19 protein-coding genes are annotated in these 16,961 nt (G+C 37.6%); 2 read left to right on the forward strand and 17 right to left on the reverse strand.

Features of this window, described 5'->3' with window-relative positions:
• Positions 1 to 299 precede the first annotated feature (299 nt).
• The 6 genes from mnmA to AC3B6Y_RS01170 are packed head-to-tail and all read right to left on the reverse strand — an operon-like array spanning position 300 to position 4,373.
• A complete protein-coding gene (gene mnmA / locus AC3B6Y_RS01145; protein WP_489757838.1) occupies positions 300 to 1,409 on the reverse strand; it encodes a tRNA 2-thiouridine(34) synthase MnmA in 1,110 nt (369 codons plus the stop codon).
• Positions 1,410 to 1,423: 14 nt separating this feature from the next.
• Positions 1,424 to 1,768: a cysteine desulfurase gene (locus AC3B6Y_RS01150; protein WP_489757837.1), complete on the reverse strand. Its 345-nt coding sequence runs from the start codon at positions 1,766 to 1,768 to the stop codon at positions 1,424 to 1,426.
• Between the two features lie 11 nt (positions 1,769 to 1,779).
• Positions 1,780 to 2,925, reverse strand: a complete 1,146-nt coding sequence (locus AC3B6Y_RS01155) for a cysteine desulfurase family protein (RefSeq protein ID WP_489791179.1) — start codon at positions 2,923 to 2,925, stop codon at positions 1,780 to 1,782.
• 16 nt (positions 2,926 to 2,941) lie between these two features.
• Positions 2,942 to 3,631, reverse strand: coding sequence for a 5'-methylthioadenosine/adenosylhomocysteine nucleosidase (locus AC3B6Y_RS01160; protein WP_489757835.1), 690 nt, complete (start codon positions 3,629 to 3,631; stop codon positions 2,942 to 2,944).
• Positions 3,632 to 3,651: 20 nt separating this feature from the next.
• The gene (locus AC3B6Y_RS01165) at positions 3,652 to 3,825 is read right to left on the reverse strand and encodes a hypothetical protein (protein WP_489791180.1); all 174 of its coding nucleotides are present in this window, start codon (positions 3,823 to 3,825) and stop codon (positions 3,652 to 3,654) included.
• A gap of 5 nt (positions 3,826 to 3,830) precedes the next feature.
• Complete coding sequence (locus AC3B6Y_RS01170; protein ID WP_489769705.1) at positions 3,831 to 4,373, reverse strand: NUDIX hydrolase; 543 nt, start codon at positions 4,371 to 4,373, stop codon at positions 3,831 to 3,833.
• Positions 4,374 to 4,460: 87 nt separating this feature from the next.
• On the opposite strand from AC3B6Y_RS01170, the gene AC3B6Y_RS01175 reads away from it, so the two are divergent.
• Positions 4,461 to 4,910 (forward strand): DUF3290 family protein, encoded by a 450-nt coding sequence (locus tag AC3B6Y_RS01175; RefSeq protein ID WP_489757832.1) that lies wholly within the window; start codon positions 4,461 to 4,463, stop codon positions 4,908 to 4,910.
• Positions 4,911 to 4,920: 10 nt separating this feature from the next.
• Positions 4,921 to 5,559, forward strand: a complete 639-nt coding sequence (locus AC3B6Y_RS01180; RefSeq protein WP_489757831.1) for a DUF421 domain-containing protein — start codon at positions 4,921 to 4,923, stop codon at positions 5,557 to 5,559.
• A gap of 177 nt (positions 5,560 to 5,736) precedes the next feature.
• Here the strand turns inward: AC3B6Y_RS01180 and AC3B6Y_RS01185 are convergent, their stop codons facing one another.
• The 11 genes from AC3B6Y_RS01185 to murD form a co-directional block, all read right to left on the reverse strand.
• Positions 5,737 to 5,955, reverse strand: a complete 219-nt coding sequence (locus AC3B6Y_RS01185) for a cold-shock protein (RefSeq protein ID WP_489757830.1) — start codon at positions 5,953 to 5,955, stop codon at positions 5,737 to 5,739.
• A complete protein-coding gene (ileS, locus tag AC3B6Y_RS01190) occupies positions 5,952 to 8,732 on the reverse strand; it encodes an isoleucine--tRNA ligase (RefSeq protein WP_489791181.1) in 2,781 nt (926 codons plus the stop codon). Before ileS ends, AC3B6Y_RS01185 begins: the two co-directional genes overlap by 4 nt.
• A gap of 201 nt (positions 8,733 to 8,933) precedes the next feature.
• Positions 8,934 to 9,599 (reverse strand): DivIVA domain-containing protein, encoded by a 666-nt coding sequence (locus tag AC3B6Y_RS01195; protein ID WP_489757828.1) that lies wholly within the window; start codon positions 9,597 to 9,599, stop codon positions 8,934 to 8,936.
• A 29-nt stretch (positions 9,600 to 9,628) separates the two neighbouring features.
• Entirely contained in the window at positions 9,629 to 10,390 is a 762-nt protein-coding gene (locus AC3B6Y_RS01200; RefSeq protein ID WP_489769704.1) for a YlmH family RNA-binding protein, read from the reverse strand.
• On the reverse strand, positions 10,390 to 10,653 hold the full coding sequence (locus tag AC3B6Y_RS01205) for a YggT family protein (RefSeq protein ID WP_489757826.1): 264 nt from the start codon (positions 10,651 to 10,653) through the stop codon (positions 10,390 to 10,392). Before AC3B6Y_RS01205 ends, AC3B6Y_RS01200 begins: the two co-directional genes overlap by 1 nt.
• Before the next feature lie 17 nt (positions 10,654 to 10,670).
• Positions 10,671 to 11,057 carry a cell division protein SepF gene (locus AC3B6Y_RS01210; protein ID WP_489769703.1) on the reverse strand — a complete coding sequence of 129 codons (387 nt, stop codon included), beginning with the start codon at positions 11,055 to 11,057 and terminating at the stop codon, positions 10,671 to 10,673.
• A 14-nt stretch (positions 11,058 to 11,071) separates the two neighbouring features.
• Positions 11,072 to 12,271 (reverse strand): cell division protein FtsZ, encoded by a 1,200-nt coding sequence (gene ftsZ / locus AC3B6Y_RS01215; protein ID WP_489769702.1) that lies wholly within the window; start codon positions 12,269 to 12,271, stop codon positions 11,072 to 11,074.
• A 35-nt stretch (positions 12,272 to 12,306) separates the two neighbouring features.
• Entirely contained in the window at positions 12,307 to 13,614 is a 1,308-nt protein-coding gene (gene ftsA, locus AC3B6Y_RS01220; RefSeq protein ID WP_489791182.1) for a cell division protein FtsA, read from the reverse strand.
• A 77-nt stretch (positions 13,615 to 13,691) separates the two neighbouring features.
• Positions 13,692 to 14,495: a cell division protein FtsQ/DivIB gene (locus AC3B6Y_RS01225; RefSeq protein ID WP_489791183.1), complete on the reverse strand. Its 804-nt coding sequence runs from the start codon at positions 14,493 to 14,495 to the stop codon at positions 13,692 to 13,694.
• Between the two features lie 4 nt (positions 14,496 to 14,499).
• Positions 14,500 to 15,600, reverse strand: coding sequence for an undecaprenyldiphospho-muramoylpentapeptide beta-N-acetylglucosaminyltransferase (murG, locus tag AC3B6Y_RS01230; RefSeq protein WP_489791184.1), 1,101 nt, complete (start codon positions 15,598 to 15,600; stop codon positions 14,500 to 14,502).
• An 11-nt stretch (positions 15,601 to 15,611) separates the two neighbouring features.
• Positions 15,612 to 16,961 (reverse strand): UDP-N-acetylmuramoyl-L-alanine--D-glutamate ligase, encoded by a 1,350-nt coding sequence (murD, locus tag AC3B6Y_RS01235; protein ID WP_489791185.1) that lies wholly within the window; start codon positions 16,959 to 16,961, stop codon positions 15,612 to 15,614.

Genomic DNA, 16,961 nt, shown 5'->3' on the forward strand with positions numbered 1-16,961 from the left:
TCAAACTCCCTAATCCCAAATTACCTTACTAATGCTTAATATTATCGTTGATTCAACTAAATTATTCAAGTTCAAATGATTTTCATGGTAAATAAAAAGAGATTGGAACCATCAGATTTACGATCGTTGTTCATCAGCGCAACGAACATTAGTCTGACAAAAGTCCTTCATTAACATTTCACGGCATTAAATTTTCAAAGTCTCAGTCCAGACTTTCAAATTTAAACCGCTTTGCTAACGGCCAGACACTTTGGTTCCAATCTCAATTAAATTCTAAATTTTAGCAAGTAAATCTGAACTTAAACATACTGCAATTGTTGTTGCTTACTATAAGCCCGATTAATCGTCGCACCACCTAAGCATTCTGCTCCGTCATAAAAAACTACTTCTTGACCAGGAGTAATGGCCCGCACAGGTTGTGCAAAATCAACTGTTAGACCCGTCGCTGTTTTGGTGACCACGACATCAGTATCAGCCTGACGATAACGGAACTTAGCACTACAATGCAATGGTTGTGTCAGATCTACTGGTCGAATAAAAGATGCATCAGTTGCTTCTAAACTATCCGCATACAATAAAGGATTATCATAACCTTGATCTACATACAAAATATTCTGCTGTAAATCTTTGCCCACAACAAACCACGGCTCATTAGACTGACCATTACCGCCCAAACCTAAACCTGAGCGCTGACCAATTGTATAATACATCAGGCCAGAATGTGTCCCAACTTCTTGACCATCAGGAGTCAACATACGGCCACTTTGAGCTGGTAAAAACTCACTTAAAAATTGCTTAAAATTACGCTCACCAATAAAGCAAACACCAGTAGAATCTTTCTTTTTAGCAGTTGCTAAGCCAGCTTCTTCGGCAATTTGCCGAACTTGCGATTTTTGTAAATGACCAATCGGGAATAAGGCATTTTGTAATTGATCCTGAGCCACTGTACTTAAAAAATAAGTCTGATCTTTATTAGGATCAGCTCCCCGCAACATATGAATTAATCCTGATTCATCACGTTGTAATTGAGCATAGTGCCCCATTGCAATGTAATCAGCATCCAACTGCAGCGCATAATCTAAAAATGCTTTAAACTTAATTTCTTTATTACACATTACATCAGGATTTGGTGTCCGACCGAGTTTATATTCAGCCAAAAAATATTCAAAAACCCGATCCCAATATTCTTTTTCAAAGTTCACAGAATAATACGGAATCCCAATTTGATTAGCTACCTTAGCCACGTCTTCATAATCTTCGGTTGCTGTACAAACTCCGGAATCATCACTTTCATCCCAGTTTTTCATAAACACGCCGACGACATCATAACCTTGTTGCTTTAACAATAAAGCTGAGACGGAAGAATCAACTCCACCACTCATACCTACAACTACACGCTTTTTTGCCAATCAATTCACCTTTTCTAACTATTATTTACTTTTTGTATAATCTGTCGTTGAAGCAAATTATCTAACGCATAATGATACTGCTCCAGCAATTCTTCATTATCTTTCAATTTAAAAATATTAATTTTTTGCAAACCACTACTATCCGTCACTGCCAGATTCAAAGTTTTTAAATCCCGTTTAATTTTAACTTTTAACACATAAGCAGCCTGGTATGGCGACAGCGCACTCAGTGGTTGTTCCCATGAAAAATTTCCTTGGCTTGATTTAGTAAAGCCAATATCTTGCAGAGCATACACTTTAATCTGAGGATGAACTTGATACTGATCTGAATCACCAGTTACTTGAGCTAACATTGGCATTTAACCACCTCCTAAATTTTTTCACGAACAATTTGAATTAAATTATCAGTAAGTTTGAGTATATCACTTTTAGTTGTAAAAGTGTCAAAACTAATCCTAATCGATTCATTAACACGGTCACTAGTTGGGCCAAACATCGCAGTTAACACATGCGACGGTTCCAAGCTCCCCGCCGTGCAAGCAGAACCACCCGAAATGACGACCCCTGCTAGGTCCAATTTAATTTGTAAAATCGAAGTTGCCCAGCCTTTGAGCCACAAATTCAAAATATTGGGCGCACTTGCCGTTATTTTGGGGCCGTTAACTGCAAAATCAACCTTGTGTGCTGTTAATTGATCAATGATTAACTGTTTATAGCCCGTAAAACGCTCTCGATCCTGCTGAATTTGTTGACTATCGTGAAATTGCACAGCAGTTTGTAAACCAGCAATCGCAGGGATATTTTCCGTACCAGCCCGCTTTTTGTTTTCTTGATCACCACCATGAATCAAAGATGGTAAATTGACACCAGTTCGTTCATACAGAAAGCCCAACATTTTAGGTCCATTCAATTTATGAGCCGAAGTAGTTAATAAATCGACATTTAATTGCTGTACATCCAAAGTTTGATGGCCGTAAGCTTGTACCGCATCTGTATGAAACAAAGCTTGGTGTGATTTGAGAATTTGACCAATTTCTGCAATTGGGTTTTGTGTCCCCACTTCATTATTAACGGTCATAATAGATACTAAAATCGTATCAGGCCGTAAAGCTTGCCGAAAATCAGTTAAACTAATCTGGCCAAATTCGTCGACTGGCAAATAAGTAACTTCAAAACCTTTTTGCTCTAAATAAGCCATAGATTTTAAAACGGCTTCATGCTCAATTGCTGTCGTAATAATATGCTTACCCAACTGTTGCTGGCTCAACGCAGCCATAATAATCGCAGTATTGTCACCTTCTGAACCACCACTATTAAACGTAATTTCACTCGGTTGCGCATTAATACTTTGAGCAATTACCGTTCGGGTATCATCCAAAACTGCTCGTGCTTGGCGGCCGTAAAAATTAGGTGTAGAGGCATTACCAAAATTATTAGCTAATTGTTGTTCCATCGTAGTCACAACTGCCGGCGCCAACCGCGTCGTCGCGGCGTTATCTAAATAAACATGCTCCATGATTATTATTACCTTCTTAATTATGATCCATAAAGTTTAATAACATCTGTACTGAACGTTGACCCGCATCTTGGACAAATTCATCAAAGGAAACATTGGCTTGATCATCACCAACATCACTCATTGCTCGAATGATGACAAATGGAATTTTAAATTGTGTAGCCACTTGTCCGACGGCTGCACCTTCCATTTCTACAGTTAAAGCATCCGGAAAATCTTGTAAAATTTGATCCTTTTGCTGCTGACTACCAATAAATTGATCACCTGAAACAATCAAGCCCACACGGCTAGTTTGCCCAACCATTTGTCCGGCGTCCACTACTTGCTGAACCAATTTAGAATCAGCTTGGAAATAAAGCGGTTGTTGTGGTAGTTGTCCCTTCGGATAATCAGAGGCTGTTACATCCACATCATGATAAGCAACCTGCTTAGAAACCACAACATCACCCACACTTAAGCCTGAACCAATTCCGCCAGCTGAACCAGTATTAATTAGCACATCTGGTTGGTAATTATTACATAAGATGGTCGTAACCATCCCCGCTTGTACTTTGCCAATACCACTTTGTGCCACCACTACTTGGTGTTTTTGGTAACAACCAACTATTAACTCGATTCCGGCAATTTTTTCCACCGTTTTATTAGACAAAGAATTAGTTAAAACACCCATTTCTTCAGCCATTGCTACAATAACACCAATTTTCATACTTCATTCCTCCTATTAAGTTAAACAAAAAATAAAATTAAATAAACTAACAAAATTAACAAGCCAACTATTATAATGCACCGATTCAACCATTGTTTTAACCGACTAGACTTAGCTTGCGGATCAAAGCGGCTCCAAGTTGGAACGGTCTCAGATGTTGTATCTTGTTGATCTAAATCTGTAGTTTCTTTCATCTCAATTAAGCTCCCATTAATTGTTGCCAAAACATGATGGCTAATATCGTTTTAGCATCACAAATTAACCCTTGTTGAATTTGATTTTGGGCTTGAGTTAACGTCAATAATTCAATTGATAAAAATTCATCCGGATCTAGCGGTCGCTTGTGCGCTACTGGTTGGACCGCTGGCGCATAATATAAAGTTATATATTCGTCACTAAAGCCCGGCGTAGAATAAAAACCCGTCAAAAATTGTAACTTTGAACAAGTATAGCCAGTTTCCTCGTTCAATTCTCGTAAAGCTTCACTTTTGAGATCAACACAATCAGGTTCCACTTTACCGGCTGGAATTTCTAAAGTCAATTGTCGGAGTGGTTCCCGCCATTGCTTCACCAATAAAATTTGTTGATCAATCACCGTTAAAATCCCAACGGCTCCATGATGATGAACAATTTCTCGTGTCGCTTGTTTCTGATTAGGTAACAGCACGGTCTCTACAGCGACATCAATCACCCGTCCTGAAAAAATTTGCTTAGTACTTAATTTCTTTTCCGTGAAGTCCAATTTAGCCCTCCGTTTAAAATAATGCGTTAATCCCTATTAATTCGAATTTTCTTGCTATAATCAGCGTTAGAGAATGGGGGGTCTAGTTTGTCTAACTTTTATACTTATCATTACCTAACGCAACAACCTAGCCACGTCAACAATATTATCTTATTGATTAATGTTATTTTACTGACTATTGTCATCATATCATTATTACTTTTTTTGAGCCATCGCGATGATGGCAAGTACCGTGAATTGACTATTATCACGATTTTAGCTCTGCTACTAACATTAACTATCCAATATGATAATTGGCAACAAAACCGCAACTCTGCCAATGGTAATAGTCAAGTTGCCAGCTTGATCAAACAAGTTAGTCTCAATCAACATATTCCAGTCAAGCACATTTATTCTAATTCAACAATTCTAACTAACGGTATGTTAATCAAAATTAATTCTAAAATTATGAAAGTCAATTTAAATAATGACAATTCCAGTTTTGAATTAGTTCGCGTCCACTTAACTAATCCGAAAATTCACATTATTAACCACTAGGAGGTAACAAATGACTTTTTATTGGCAAACTTTTATTAAACTCATTATGGGATTTTTTGCCATGATTATTCAAATTAATCTATTAGGTAAATCCAATTTAGCTCCTAGTAACGTGATTGATCAAATGCAAAATTTTGTCTTAGGCGGAATTATTGGTGGCGTTTTATATAACTCTGAAATTACGTTATTACAATTTTTCATTGTTTTGCTAATCTGGACCTTGGTGGTCTTTACGATGAAATTTTTAACCAATCATAATCACTTAATTAAACATTTTGTAGACGGCGAACCCACAATTATTATTTCGAATGGCAAAATTTTATCTGAAAGAACTGCCAAAGCGGGGCTATCCGCGCATGACTTAGCTTTCAAGTTACGTCAAGCTGGTATCAATGATTTGAACGATATTGATAAAGCCGTTTGGGAACAAAATGGTCAAATTAGTTTTACCGTTAAAAAAGATCTCAAATATCAATTTCCGGTCATTATGGATGGACAACTTGATCAACTCGGTTTGGAATACACTAATCACACTGAACAATGGGTCACCGACCAGTTAAACCAACAAGGCTATCAAATTTCCGACATTTATATCGCCATGGTGGACCACGAAGGACTGCGCATCTTTCCTTACGGTATTCAACATTAAGTTCTGCTAAACATAACTTTTGATTAATTGTTTATTTTTTTGAAAATTAGTCAAATAACATTACCATTATACTGTAAGATTTTCTTTTTAGTTAGTAATTAACTCACCATGATGACTGATCATCTCTAAAAATGCTCTATAGCAGCTAAAACTGCCATAGAGCATTTTTATTTGTATTTAATCTGTGACTGACGGTTGCACGTGGACATTAACCGCTTGTGGACCTTTAAATCCTTGCGCCATTTCAAAATAAACTTTTTGGCCTGCGGTTAAGGTTTTAAACCCCGTACCACTGATAGCTGTAAAATATACAAATACCCTTTGCTGCGTTTTCGCAGTAATAATCTCGCCAATCCCCTTTTTATCATCAAACCAATCTACTGTTCCGGTAATCATTTTTCCAATCCTTCTACTACAGCTTCTGGATAATCTTGACGGACAATTTGTGCACAACGGGCACATAACATTGCTAACTGTTTGTCTTGACCAACATCTTCCTTAGTCATGCGACACCGTTCACAAACTTGACCACTAGCAGGAGTAACTTTAACCTGCACATCATCATATTCATCAGCTTGAGTTAACGGTTGGTCAGAAATATTAAATTGCGAAACAATCAATAATTGTCCAACATTAACCTTTAATTTGGTCAAAAGTTGTCTTAAATGATCATTAGGATAGATAGTTACTGCGGCTTCCATCGATTTACCAATCAATTTTTGATCACGTAAATTTTCTAATGACTTCAAAACATCGGTGCGAAAGTCCATAAATTCTTGCCAATCAGTCAAAATCTGTTCAGCATTGTCATAGTTTTCAACCGTGGGCATCTGTGTTAATTGGGCATAATCTTCAGGTTCTTTTAATTGTAGCCAAACTTGTTCCATTGTGTGTGGCAAAATAGGTGTCAATAATTTAGTTAACTTAACTGTCGCTTCGTAAATAACCGTCTGCATCTGTCGCCGGGCTAACGAATTCTTGGATTCAATATAAACCACATCTTTAGCAAAATCTAAATAAAATGCAGACATATCATTAATCAAAAATTCATTAACTTGTTTAATAATATCGACAAAATCATAATGATCATAGTTGGCCAAAACCTTAGCAACTAAGCGATCTAATTTAACAAGAATATATTGATCAACTGAACTTAACTTAGCATATTCCACTGTATCTACTTGAGGGTCAAAATCACTGGTATTGGCCAACATAAAACGTAGTGTATTGCGAATCTTCCGGTACGCATCTGACGTTTGTTTAAAGGCATCCATAGAAACAGGAACATCTGAACTGGTATCAACTGAAGCTACCCACAAGCGAATGATTTCCGCACCGAACTGCCGTTCAACATCACTAGGAACAATGACATTGCCCAATGACTTACTCATCTTACGTCCCTTAGCGTCTAAGGTGAAGCCTTGCGATAAAATCTTTTTATATGGTGCTTGACCCGTAACTGCCACCGAAGTAATTAAACTAGAATTAAACCAACCCCGATATTGATCAGAACCTTCCAAATACAAGTCTGATGGAAAATGTAGGTCCGGGCGTGTTTTCAAAACTGCTTGATTACTGGACCCAGAATCAAACCAAACATCCATAATATCTGTTTCTTTAGTAAATTGGCCATTCGGACTCCCCGGGTAACTAAAACCTTCTGGTAACAATTCTTTGGCAGATCTTTCAAACCAAACATTGGAACCATATTGTTCAAACAATTGCGCTACATGTTCAATTGTTTCGGGAGTCATGATTGCATCACCATTTTCAGCATAGAAAATTGGTAAAGGTACGCCCCAGATCCGCTGTCTAGAAATGACCCAATCACCACGATCTTTAATCATATTATAAAGTCTAGTTTTACCCCAACTTGGCTGAAAATCTAGTTGATCAATTTGATCTAAAATCTCATCCCGCATCTTGTCAATGGAAGCAAACCATTGCGGCGTAGACCGGAAAATCACTGGCTTTTTGGTTCGCCAATCATGCGGATAACTATGCGTAAAGAAGTCTAATTTAACTAATGTCTGCTTTTCTTGCAACAGTTTTGTGACCATCTTATTAGCATCGTCATAAAAGACACCTTCAAAACCTGGTGCTTCATCAGTTAAGCGTCCTTGACCATCCACTGGTGATAATACGTCTAAATGGTATTTCATTCCGACGTTAAAGTCATCGCCACCAAGACCAGGAGCCGTATGCACTAAACCAGTTCCTTCATCTAAGGTAACATGATCACCCAAAATTAAGACTGAATCACGATCATAAAAAGGATGACTGGCCACTAAATATTCAAACTCGGAACCTTTATATTCACGAATTACTTGCCATTGATCCCACTCTAAAGTTTGTGCCAAGTATTCAATTCGGTCACTAGCTACCACATATTTTTTGCCTGTTGGTAATTTAATTAATGAGTATTCAAACCGTGGGTTAACGGCAATCGCCTCATTAGCTGGTAACGTCCAAGGTGTTGTGGTCCAAACTAAAAATTCCGCATCATCATCTACTACACCCTTACCATCTTTGACCGGAAAAGCCACATACAAAGACGGGGATTTAATATCATGATATTCCACTTCAGCTTCCGCTAAAGTTGACTCAGAAGATGGAGACCAGTAAACCGGCTTTTTACCACGATAAATCAGTCCGCGCTCCACCATTTTACCAAAAACCCGTACTTCTTCAGCTTCATACTTAGGTTGCAATGTAATATATGGATTATCCCAATCACCACTGACGCCTAAACGCTTAAAATCCGTACGTTGTTTTTCTATTTCTTTCATTGCAAAATCATAGCATAATTGGCGATATTGGGCCGAGGTCATTTCTTTACGATTTACACCTTGCTTTGTCAACTGTTGTTCAATTGGTAAGCCGTGTGTATCCCATCCAGGAACATAAGGTGCCCGAAAACCAGCCATTGATTTGTAACGCACAATAAAATCCTTAGTAATTTTATTCATGGCGTGGCCCATATGAATATTACCGTTGGCAAACGGTGGTCCATCATGTAACACAAAAGCTGGACAATCGGCATTTAACTTTTGCCGACGTTGGTAAATTTGATTTTCTTCCCAATCTGCTTGCCACTGGGGCTCCATTTTGGGTAAATTACCACGCATTGGAAAATCGGTTTTACCTAAATTTAGGGTTTCTTTAATTTTCATCGTTTAAAAACCTCCTTAAATAAAAAAATTCGTCCCTCAATTAGGACGAATCACTCGCTATACCACCCAAAAAGTAAGTATATAAATTACAGATGTGTAAAACAAAAGCTGATAAAGTAAACTTCGAGCGCTTGATTTGGCTTACACTATCCCAAATTCGCTGACAAGATCAGAAGTTACTTGAATCTTTTGTAATATTTATTATTGATTATCAACATTATTATTTGCTTTGTCAACTACTTTTGTCGAATCTTTCTTTGGAACCAAATCATCATAGTCGTCATTTTTAATCTCTGCCGCTACTTGATCCAATTTGTTTAAGTAATTCTGTACAGTTGTATGAATATTATCAACTAACGTTTGATTATCATCCGCAGTTAACAATCCTTGCCAAGACTGCGAACTTAATAAATGCTGTTGCTCATCTACAACTTGTTGTAAAGCTTGGTAACTTTCAGCCATTTGCTTTTGCAAAGTCTGCGTTTGTGTGACTAAATTTTGCGCCTGAGTCTGGGCGTCTTGAATAATTTGGCGGCTTTGTTGAATTGCTTGATCAACCATATTTTCAGTGTTAGTTCGCGCTTGGGCAATTACTGTTTGAGCTTGTTCATCAGCTTGTTTTTTAACCTGATCAGCAGCATTTTGGGCAATAATAATGGACTCATTAACTGTATTTTGTAAATCATTAAAATAAGCAATTTGAGCCTTGGAATCCTTGAGATCATACTCTAAACGATGATTGGTCTTAAGTTCCTCACTATAATCTTGGATAATCTGTTCCAGAAAATGATCAACCTCATTTTTATCATAACCACGCAACTGTGTTTTAAATTCCTGAGTTTGAATATCATGGGGAGTTAAAGTCATACTAAAGAGCCTCCTTGGTTTTAATTAACTTAATGCTGATAAAGCTGAACGTACAATTGCCAATAATCCTTATTTTGTCCCAGTAAATCAACAATACTCAATTGTCCCTTACCACGCACACTAATTGTATCACCAATTGTCAAAAGATAGTCACTGCGTTTTTCATGCTGCCAATTAATGGATACTAAACCACGCTGCACTAATTCTTTTGCCTTCTGACGACTCAGTTTAAAACCCGTACTGAGAATTTGATCTAAGCGCATGGAATGGACATTCAGAGTTAACATTGTATAGTCATTTTTAATTAATAATAGCTGTTGCCAAGATATTGGCTGCAACCTAACCGTATTTTTACCGATTTGGTGTACCTCATTGACTAATAAGTCAGTAAGATTTGTCTCAGAAACAAATTGCCAATTAGTCCCATCAGTAATGATATCGCCAAAATTGTTCCGGTCTAACCCCAGATTAAGCAGCTTACCTAAAATTTGGTGGTGCTGTAAATCAATAAATTTATGATTAAAATTAATTTGAAATAATTGTAACTGTAAATCCGTGGACTGAAAAGGAATATAAGGCGGTACTACCAGTAATCTTCTCCGTTGGGCTCTTTGAAAACCACCGGACCAATATGGAGTTAATTCTGTAAATTGCGTCAATAATTGATTTGCCAAGCGCTGCTCATAAGGATTCAAAAACGGACTCAATTGTGATTGATAGGTTGTCATGGCCGTTTGCATGAGCGATTGTAATTTAAATAAAATTGCCTTATTCTGCGAATTAAAATCCATTAAAACAACCGTACTATTAATTGCTTAACTAAACCAATGACTAAAAAAGCCCAAATTGGTGAAAAACTAAGGCCAAAGATCGGTGGAATAATCCGATCAAAAATACCTAAAAAAGGCTCCACTAATTTTCTCAGCCATAAGCCTAATTTTGATTGGGCAGCTCCGGGCAACCAAGTTAACAAAGCCCAAATCACAATCAACCATTCATAAAGATCTAACAAATTTACTAAAACAACTGGCAGACCAGACATTAAATTGGCCACGTTAACTTAACCTCAACTTAATCATTAAAATCCATCGTTATATTATCAATCTGAAAATTCAAAGGTGTATATAAAAATACCCGCTCATCAATCTGACGAATATCACCCTTTAAGGCATAAACCGCACCCGTTAAAAAATCAGCAATTCGCCGCATTTGCTCATCATTGACTTGTTGAAAATTAACAATAACGGCATTTTGATTTAACAATTCTTGCGTGATTTTTTTAGCATCCGGATAAGAAAGTGGCCGTGCAATTTGAATTTCACTTTGTTTGGCTACTTTGTGGGCATTTAACGCCACAATATTATTATTTTTAGACGATTGTTCTGCTGGTTCTTTTTGAGTTGGAATCTCAGCATCATCATCTAAACCAAAAAAACTAGCTAATTTTTCAAAGGCCATTTTAATATCTCTCCTTAGTTCTTAGGATTGTGTCTTAAAAAAGGAGGCATGGAATCATCGTCTTCATTATCCGTATCATTTAATACATTGGATTGTCGGAAAATATCAAAGTCATTCGTTCCAGACTTTGAACCGTGATTTTGATTAGAATTATCACTACCAACTCCCCAAGCATCCAATTGTTGATCTGCATTGTCTTCTGTTGCAGTCGTTGGCGTCGGCTTTTTAGTTACAGCTGCGTTTTTAGAACTTTGGTGTTCGTCATCAATTCCCGTTGCGATCACCGTAACCTTGACTTCATCGCCCAAACTGTCATTAATAGAAGTTCCAAAAATAATATTAACGTCTTCTGTAGCTGCTTCAGAAACAATACTTGCTGCTTCTTGCGCCTCAAATAATGATAAATCAGGACCACCAGTAATATTTAATAAAACTTGCTGTGCGCCATCAATCGATACTTCCAATAATGGTGAAGAAATAGCTTTTTTAGTAGCATCCACAATCCGGTTTTCACCATTGCCTGTACCGATACCCATTAAGGCTGAGCCTTGATTAGACATAACTGTTTTGACATCCGCAAAATCCAAGTTCACAAAACCGGGCGAAGTAATCAAATCTGAAATACCTTGAACACCTTGTCTTAAAACATCATCCGCAACATGTAATGCTTCATTCATCGGCGTCTTTTTATCAACTATCTCTAATAAACGATTATTAGCAATAATCACCAAGGTATCAACATGTTGCTTTAATTCCTCAATACCTTGATCAGCAAACTTCGCACGTTTGGGTCCTTCAAACATAAATGGTCTAGTAACAACACCAACCGTCAAAGCTCCAGAATCTTTGGCCACCCGGGCAATCACTGGGGCTGCCCCCGTACCAGTGCCGCCCCCCATACCAGCAGTAATAAAGATCATATCTGATTCTTTTAATAAATCAGAAATCACATCTTCACTTTCTTCTGCAGCTTTTTGACCAATATCTGGATCAGAACCTGCTCCTAATCCTCGTGTTAACTTAGGTCCTAATTGCAACCTAGTATTAGCTTGTGAAAGATCTAAAGCTTGCATGTCAGTATTAGCTGCAATAAAATCAACGCCCTTGATATTTTCTTCAACCATTCGATTAACAGCATTACCACCGGCACCACCAACACCAATGACTTTAATTACTGCCGAATTTTTTTCTTTCCTGTCCATTGAACTGTCCATTCTAACAAATTCCTCCTGATCTGCCTCACGCTTTTTTAATCAAAAAAACGACTCCAAAAGTTTTTAATTTTTTCACTAGTTGTTCTTGATTTATGCGATTTTTCTTTGACTGGCGTTGTTTTAATATTGTCTAAAGAATCAGGACGATTTGTATCTGCTTTAACTGCTGTCATACCTTTAGAAGTATGAACAACATTATAAGCAATCAAATCCAAATCATTTAACCCTTGTGCATATAATACCAAACCTAGCCCTTCAGTAAAAGCCGGATGCCGTAATCCCATTTGTTCCGGAATAAATGTTTTAGTTTTCATTTTTAAAATTTGCTGTGCTAAAGTATTGACTCCCGCCATTTCAGCCAAACCACCCGTCAAAATGACTCCACCTGGTAAATCTTGGGCGTGAATACTAGTTAATCCTTGCTGCAACCGTTGAAAAATTTGTTGCATTCGTGCAGCAATAATCGAAGCTAAGTACTGACTGGAGATGTTTTGCGGTTGATCTTGACCAACGACTTCCACGGGGATGGTTTCCTCCGCCATTTCTGCTCCCACATCAGCATTACCATAATAATGTTGTAACTTTTCAGCATTGTCCAACGTTGTATTTAAAACCACAGAAATATCGTGAGCTACCAAATTACCGCCTTCTGGATCAATCGCTGTAAATTTCAATTTATTATCATGAATAATGGAGGCCGAAGTTTGACCACCACCTAAATCAATAACTACTGCACCGAAGTTACGCTCACCTTTATCTAAAGCTACCTTACTCAAAGCCAAAGGCGCTAAAACTTCATAAATAATATTTAAACCTGCTTTTTGAATTGCACGCTGCATATTATGAATGATAGATTTCGGTAACGCATATAAAATGCCATTAAACTCTAAGCGACTACCAATCATGCCGCGCGGATCCTTAATATTTTTAAAACCATCTACACAAAAATTATCTGGTAACAGCGCCACAAATTCTAATTCAGGGGTCAAAGTTTGGACCATGGAAGCTGTAATTACTTTTTGCACATCAGCAGCAGTAATCTCTTTAGAGGGTTCATTTAAAGCAATCATGCTATGTGCTTTAAATATTTGTAAACCATTAGCAGGAAGACCAACCACTACATCGCTGATTTCAGTATTAGATTGCGAGGCAGCTTTTTTTACGGCTTCACCAATCGCTATTGCTGCTTGATCAATGTCCACTATCGTTCCGCGATTCATTCCTTGCGAATGGGCACTTCCCACGCCAATAATATTAGCTTGTGAGTTTGTAACATTGGCCACCACTACTTTCATTGACGTGGTTCCAATGTCTAAACTAACAATGATTCGTGAATCATCCATTCTATGATCCTCCTACAACATTTTCAGATTTACTAATGGATAAACCTATTAAATTAATGATACCAAAGTTTTTAGAACTATTCCACCTTCAGACCTGCTGTACCAAAAGGTTTTGAATAAGCCCCCACTTCCAAATTAATAACACCATTTTTAGACATAGTTTTCGAAATAGCAGGATAATATTTGAGTTTAGCAGCTAAAGTGCGAATATCCCCTACGACCAAATTACCATCATTCATATATAAGTTGACCCGATAGGGATGTTCCTTCGTATTTTTACTACCGTGAATTTCTGAAATATCACTCCGTAAACTTGGCGAGCAAGACAGGTATAATTTAACCACTTGCTTTAACGTAACTTTAGTATTCAAGTTTTGGTAAACAGGAAAATTACCAATGGGTTGTTTCAACTTTTGATTAACTAATTGCTGGTTCTCCAAAACACGATAATAGCCTTGCTTTTTTGTAATAAAACCGACGGTTTGATATTCCTGAACTGTAAAAGTTAATTGATTAAATTGTTGATAATGATAACTGATTTTTTTAATTAAAGGCACTTTGGTTTTAATCTGCTTTTCAATTTTGGAACGTTCAACTAATGTCTGCAGCACTAATGTATTTTTATCAATTCTGGAGGCATCAATTACTTGTTGCGCACCTAAATAGTTAACTCCCACAACTGAAATTTTTTGGACATGACCCAACGGCGAAAATAAATAGCCAATCATTAAGATTAAGCTAACTAAGCCTAGCATAATTAAACTTCCGGGTAATATTTTGTGCAACCGCTGGTGATAAGTCTGCGACTTAGTGGCTTCCGATTGTGAGCGATGATATTGATTTTTAAATTGTAATAATTCATTGGACTTATTTTTTTTCATCAATCTACTTCTCAGTAGTAATCAAGTCTAATAAGACCTGAATTAACCGATCACTAGCATCAGCTACCCCCCATTGGCGGGCATGCATAGACATTTGGTGTAATAGTTGGGAATCATTTACTGTTTTAGTCAACAATTGTTCCAAACTAGCAGCGGTCAATTCTGATTCAGGTAACAACAAAGCAGCATGCTCTTTGACCAATGATTGGGCATTCTTAGTTTGGTGATCGTTAGTGACATAAGGACTAGGAATAAAAATCGCTGGAATTCCTAAAGCTGTTAATTCAGCAATGGAGGTCGCACCACTGCGCCCAACGATCAACGCTAAATCAGGTAAAATAGCTGGCATATCATCAATATAAGCAACTACTTGCACATTGGCGGCCAGTTGCTGTGGCAACTGCGAACGTACTTTATCATAATGTACTTGTCCAGTCACAAATAAAACTTGAAATGCTGCTTGACTGAAATAATCCCAGCTAGCAACTACTGCTTCATTGATTGGACGAGCCCCACGACTACCACCAAAAATCATAACAGTAGGTTGTTTTGGATCCAAACCAAATTCTTGTAAGCGTTGATTAGGTTGCAACTTAGCTACTTCTTGTGCCCGAGGATTACCCGTAAATACTAATTTAGATTTTTCCTTAAATTGCCCTACCACATCCTCGAAAGCATACGCAATCCGATCCACAAAATGCCCCAAAAATTTATTAGTTAGACCAGCTACTGAATTTTGTTCATGGATGACCGTCGGAATTTTTTTTAGGTGGGCAGCTAACACAATTGCACTAGAAACGTAGCCCCCAGTCCCTACTACAATATCTGGTTGAAAATCAGTAACAATTTTTTTAGCTTGCTGAATACTCTTAGCAAATAGCCATAAAGTTTGAACATTATGCCAGGACAATTTACGCTTGAAACCTTGCAGACGCAAAGTTTGAAACGGAATATTTTCTTGCGTAATAATTTTTTGCTCTAAGCCTGCCTCAGTGCCGACGTACAAAACTTCGCTCACTAAATGTCGTTCTTTCAATCGCTTAATTAAAGCTAAAGCTGGATAAATATGCCCACCAGTTCCGCCACCAGATACAATTATTCTCATAATTAACCATCCTAATTCAGTTTTTCAACATCACTGATAAATTGATCGCCCCGTTGTTCAAAAGTTGCAAATTGATCCCAACTAGCAGCTGCCGGTGATAATAACAAAACATCCCCTGGTGCCGTTAATTGATAGGCTAAAGGTACCGCTTCATCTAAATTATCAACTAGTTTAATAGTTGCGACTCCCGCCTTTTGTGCAGCCTTTTGCATTAAATATTTCGTCTGACCGTATAACACAATGGCTTTAACATGACGTAATTGTTCAACTAAGTCATCAAATTCAAAACCGCGATCTAATCCACCGGCAATTAAAACTAATGGTTGCTTAAAAGCTTGCAATGCCACAATGGTTGCTTCAATATTAGTTGCTTTAGAATCATTATAAATTTTACGACCATGTAATTGTTTAACAAACTGAATCCGGTGCTTAACCCCTTGAAAAGTAGTTAAAACTTGTTTAATAGCTTGATTAGATTTACCCATTAACTTAGCCACAGCAATCGCTGCTAAACAATTTTCAATATTATGTTGTCCGGGTAGCACAATTTGATCAACATCAATGATTGCTTCCTGCCGGAAATAGAGTGTCTGCCCTTTTTGATAAGCTCCTTGTTCACTAACGTCCAACCGTGAAAAAGGCACTACCCGTGCTTGGGTTTGCTGGCTTAAAGTTCGCCATTCTTCTTGATCAAAATTCACCACAAAGTAATCGGCTGCAGTTTGATTTTGTGTAATTTTCATTTTGGCCCGCACATAATTCTCTCGCGTTTTATGGTAATCCAAATGTGCTTCATAAATATTGTTCAGTACCGCAATCTTCGGACGTAACTTGGTAACGCCTAATAATTGAAAACTGGACAATTCAACTACAATATCATCAACAGGAGTTGCTTGTTGTACCACCTGCGAGACAGGGATGCCAATATTACCTGCTTTATAAGCGTGTCCAGCTGCCCGTTCTTGGTCTAAAATTAACTGAATTAAAGTCGTCGTTGTGGTTTTACCATTAGTTCCAGTTACTCCCACAAAAGGTGCTGACGAGACTTCGTAAGCCAGTTCCGGTTCTGTAATAATAGGAATATTGCGTTCCATTGCCGCCTTGACTAAAGGTAATTCATACGAAATACCCGGATTTTTAACGATCAAATCAAAATCCTGCTCCAGTAATGAAACTGGATTACTACCCGTAAGCACTTTCAGTCCCCGATCCCGTAATTGTTGGGCTTCCGAACTGTCTTGTTGATCATTAATAGTTAAAGTTGCACCTAATTTGTTTAGTAATAACGCTGCATTAAAACCACTTTTGGCCAAACCCAAAATTAGCACTTTTTGACCTTGATAATCATTAATCTCTTTCAT

It is taken from the genome of Bombilactobacillus sp. ESL1092, assembly GCF_058107465.1.

Bases quoted from the DNA above. Each gene is read 5' to 3' on its own strand.
- ftsA (WP_489791182.1), bottom strand. From the start codon at position 13,614: ATGGATGATTCACGAATCATTGTTAGTTTAGACATTGGAACCACGTCA.
- AC3B6Y_RS01160 (WP_489757835.1), bottom strand. From the start codon at position 3,631: ATGAAAATTGGTGTTATTGTAGCAATGGCTGAAGAAATGGGTGTTTTA.
- AC3B6Y_RS01165 (WP_489791180.1), bottom strand. From the start codon at position 3,825: ATGAAAGAAACTACAGATTTAGATCAACAAGATACAACATCTGAGACC.
- AC3B6Y_RS01150 (WP_489757837.1), bottom strand. From the start codon at position 1,768: ATGCCAATGTTAGCTCAAGTAACTGGTGATTCAGATCAGTATCAAGTT.
- murG (WP_489791184.1), bottom strand. From the start codon at position 15,600: ATGAGAATAATTGTATCTGGTGGCGGAACTGGTGGGCATATTTATCCA.
- AC3B6Y_RS01185 (WP_489757830.1), bottom strand. From the start codon at position 5,955: ATGATTACCGGAACAGTAGATTGGTTTGATGATAAAAAGGGGATTGGC.
- AC3B6Y_RS01225 (WP_489791183.1), bottom strand. From the start codon at position 14,495: ATGAAAAAAAATAAGTCCAATGAATTATTACAATTTAAAAATCAATAT.
- AC3B6Y_RS01210 (WP_489769703.1), bottom strand. From the start codon at position 11,057: ATGGCCTTTGAAAAATTAGCTAGTTTTTTTGGTTTAGATGATGATGCT.
- murD (WP_489791185.1), bottom strand. From the start codon at position 16,961: ATGAAAGAGATTAATGATTATCAAGGTCAAAAAGTGCTAATTTTGGGT.
- AC3B6Y_RS01200 (WP_489769704.1), bottom strand. From the start codon at position 10,390: ATGGATTTTAATTCGCAGAATAAGGCAATTTTATTTAAATTACAATCG.
- AC3B6Y_RS01180 (WP_489757831.1), top strand. From the start codon at position 4,921: ATGACTTTTTATTGGCAAACTTTTATTAAACTCATTATGGGATTTTTT.
- ftsZ (WP_489769702.1), bottom strand. From the start codon at position 12,271: ATGGACAGTTCAATGGACAGGAAAGAAAAAAATTCGGCAGTAATTAAA.
- ileS (WP_489791181.1), bottom strand. From the start codon at position 8,732: ATGAAAATTAAAGAAACCCTAAATTTAGGTAAAACCGATTTTCCAATG.
- AC3B6Y_RS01155 (WP_489791179.1), bottom strand. From the start codon at position 2,925: ATGGAGCATGTTTATTTAGATAACGCCGCGACGACGCGGTTGGCGCCG.
- AC3B6Y_RS01195 (WP_489757828.1), bottom strand. From the start codon at position 9,599: ATGACTTTAACTCCCCATGATATTCAAACTCAGGAATTTAAAACACAG.